This is a genomic window from Enterobacter sp. PGRG2 (genome assembly GCF_030291195.1).
In the GTDB taxonomy this organism is placed as follows: domain Bacteria; phylum Pseudomonadota; class Gammaproteobacteria; order Enterobacterales; family Enterobacteriaceae; genus Enterobacter_D.
Window position 1 is genome coordinate 2,155,107 of sequence record NZ_CP127837.1, and the last position, 2,954, is coordinate 2,158,060.

Annotated in this window: 4 protein-coding genes; 3 read left to right on the forward strand and 1 reads right to left on the reverse strand. The window is 54.8% G+C overall.

Annotated features, from left to right (window positions below):
- The first annotated feature begins 80 nt into the window (after window positions 1–80).
- The 3 genes from iraP (at window position 81) to adrA (ending at window position 2,056) form a co-directional block, all read left to right on the forward strand.
- Entirely contained in the window at window positions 81–341 is a 261-nt protein-coding gene (iraP, locus tag QRD42_RS09335) for an anti-adapter protein IraP (protein ID WP_072567494.1), read from the forward strand.
- 188 nt (window positions 342–529) lie between these two features.
- Window positions 530–844 (forward strand): phosphate starvation-inducible protein PsiF, encoded by a 315-nt coding sequence (gene psiF / locus QRD42_RS09340; RefSeq protein ID WP_318363205.1) that lies wholly within the window; start codon window positions 530–532, stop codon window positions 842–844.
- A gap of 96 nt (window positions 845–940) precedes the next feature.
- Window positions 941–2,056, forward strand: a complete 1,116-nt coding sequence (gene adrA, locus QRD42_RS09345; protein WP_321988693.1) for a diguanylate cyclase AdrA — start codon at window positions 941–943, stop codon at window positions 2,054–2,056.
- A 2-nt stretch (window positions 2,057–2,058) separates the two neighbouring features.
- On the opposite strand, the gene proC is transcribed toward adrA, so the two are convergent.
- On the reverse strand, window positions 2,059–2,868 hold the full coding sequence (gene proC, locus QRD42_RS09350; RefSeq protein WP_072567496.1) for a pyrroline-5-carboxylate reductase: 810 nt from the start codon (window positions 2,866–2,868) through the stop codon (window positions 2,059–2,061).
- Window positions 2,869–2,954: the final 86 nt, after the last annotated feature.

Consider the following 2,954-nt stretch of genomic DNA (forward strand, 5'->3'; position numbering starts at 1 on the left):
AAAAAATAATACCTGAATCTACTTTGCAATTCTCAAATCTGGTGCTAACGTCAGCGGAAATCACATAAGGAAATAGCGCTATGAAAAACCTCATCGCAGAGTTGTTGGTTAAGCTTGCTGAAAAGGAGGAAGAGTCTAAGGAGCTGGTCGCACAGGTCGAGGCGCTGGAAATTGTGGTGACGGCACTGCTGCGCCACATGGCCGCGCCGGAACAGAATGCGCTGATCCAGAGTATCGAAGGCGCGCTGGAAGCGGCCCGCCCGGATGCCGAGGTCTCGGAAAAGGATTCTGAACTGTTGCAGCAATACGTAAAAAAGCTTCTCAGGCATCCCCGCAGTTAAATCACTGAACGGGAATGCCAGCGATCGCGCTTTTTATTTCTTTTATTGCCCTGTCTGTCTTTGCTGGCAGAAAATAGTATACAACCACGCTCCGTTCATTTGCCGCCTGATTGCGCAAATGAACGGAGGGTGGTTTTTTTTTCGTAACGCGCCATGCTTAAAGAGACACTTGCCCTGAGGATGGTGATATGAAAATAACATTCCTGGTAACCCTGCTGTTTGGCATGCTTTTTATGATGGCAGTCAGCGCGGCTGAAAAAGATCTGACGCCGCAACAGCAACGTATGACCATTTGTAATCAACAGGCCACCGCGCAGACGTTAAAAGGCGACGCCCGCAAAAGTTATATGAGCGATTGCCTGAAAAATACTAAGGTAGAGCCGGGCCAGAAAAGTCTTTCCCCCCAGCAACAAAAAATGCGCGAATGTAATTCTCAGGCGACCCAGCAATCGCTGAAAGGCGAGGATCGCAGTAAGTTTATGAGCGCCTGCCTTAAAAAATAACGCTGATACAAACGGGTGACGCTGCGCGACGGCTCACCCGAAATTTCATACTTACCCGTCGGGTCACCTGCCTATAATTTTTGGAAATGTTTCAGAATGTTCCCAAAAATTATGAATGATAACAATTTTTATACTTCTGCGCCGTCGCGTCCTGACGGCGACAGCTTACAAAGTCAGGACGAACTTTACCGGGCCGGGCAGCAGTTTGTCCGCCGCGCCAGGATGCCGCGCGTGGCGGGTGTGGGCGGCCTCTATTTCCCGCTGGCGGGCGTGATGGTGACGCAATCCCTCCCCGGGGGCTGGTGGATGGCGTTGCTGTGCTGGGCGTTTATCTGGCCGCATTTTGCCTGGCAAAGGGCAGTGCGCGCCAGCGAGCCGAAGCGTGCGGAACTGGCCAACCTGAAGACGGATGCCATTCTTGCCGGTATGTGGATCGCCATTATTGGCGTGAACGTTATGCCCACCGCGGCGCTGGTAATGATGATCGGCGTGAATTTAATGGGCGCAGGCGGCCCGAAATTATGCGGCATGGGGTTAGTTCTGCTGCTGGTAACCTGTCTGGTCACGCTGCAAATCACCGGTATTGCCGTGGTGCTGACCAGTACGCCGCTGGAAGGGTGGTTGTCGATCCCCTTTCTGGTGATCTATCCGATGCTGTTCGCGTGGGGGAGTTACAAAACGGCGAACCGGCTGGCCGCGCAGAAACGTCGTCTGAAGGTGATGAGCACCCGCGATGGCATGACCGGCGTCTACAACCGCCGCTACTGGGAGATCCTGCTGCGTAACGAATACGATAATTGTCGCCGCCACCAGTTGGCTTCCACGGTGCTGCTTATCGACCTCGACCATTTCAAAATCATCAATGACACCTGCGGCCATGACATTGGCGATGAAGCCATCATTGCCCTGACGCACCATCTGCAAATGAGTCTGCGCGGCGGCGATGTGATTGGGCGCTTTGGCGGCGATGAATTCGCGGTGATCATGAACGGCACCAGCCCGGAAAGCGCCGCTGCCGCCATGAGTCGCGTCCATGCCAGGCTTGCGACATTCCGCCTGACCTCCGCGCCGCACATCACCCTGCACATCAGCGTGGGCGTTGCGCCCTTAACCGCCGATATGCTGCACTACCGCGAATGGCTGAAGGCCGCTGATATGGCGCTATACAAAGCCAAAAACGCCGGACGCAACCGTACCGAAATCGCCGCCTGAACTCAGGCCTTGCTGAGCTTCTCTGATTTTTCCATGCATTTGTTCATCGCTTCGATCACTGCCGAGCGGAAACCGCGATCTTCCAGCACCCTGACTGCCTCGATAGTGGTGCCGCCAGGTGAGCACACCATGTCTTTCAGTTCACCCGGATGTTTACCGGTTTCCAGCACCATTTTTGCCGAGCCCATCACCGCCTGCGCCGCAAACTTATAGGCCTGGGCGCGCGGCATACCGCCGAGCACCGCTGCATCAGCCATGGCTTCGATAAACATAAACACATAGGCCGGGGCGGAGCCGCTGACGCCGACTACCGGATGGATCATCGGTTCGGCGATCACTTCCGCTTCACCGAAGCAGCGGAAAATATTCACCACATCCGCAATATCTTCCGGCGTCACCAGCGCGTTAGGGGTGATCGAGGTCATACCGGCATTCACCAGCGCAGGGGTGTTAGGCATGGTACGCACGATTTTGCGATCGTGGCCGAGGGCACGCGCCAGCTGATCCAGCGTCACGCCTGCGGCGATAGAGACAATCAGCGTATCTTTATTAAGGCTGGAAGTGATTTCACTTAGTACTTTGATCATGACGTTAGGTTTCACCGCGCCAAACACAATATCGGCGACCTGCGCCACTTCCTGCGCGCTGGCGGCGGCATTGATGCCGTATTGATCGTGCAGCGCAGCGACTTTATCAGGGGAGGGGGTATACACCCAAATCTGGCCCGGCAGCACCTGGCCGCTGGCGATCAAACCGCCGAGGATCGCTTTACCCATGTTGCCGCAGCCGATAAAACCAATTTTTTTGTCCATCACGTCACTCCCTGGTTTTTTATTGATTGGGTTTATAGCTTAACGTGGATCCGCGCACAGGGCTAAAGCTTCCTTGTAGTCTTTGC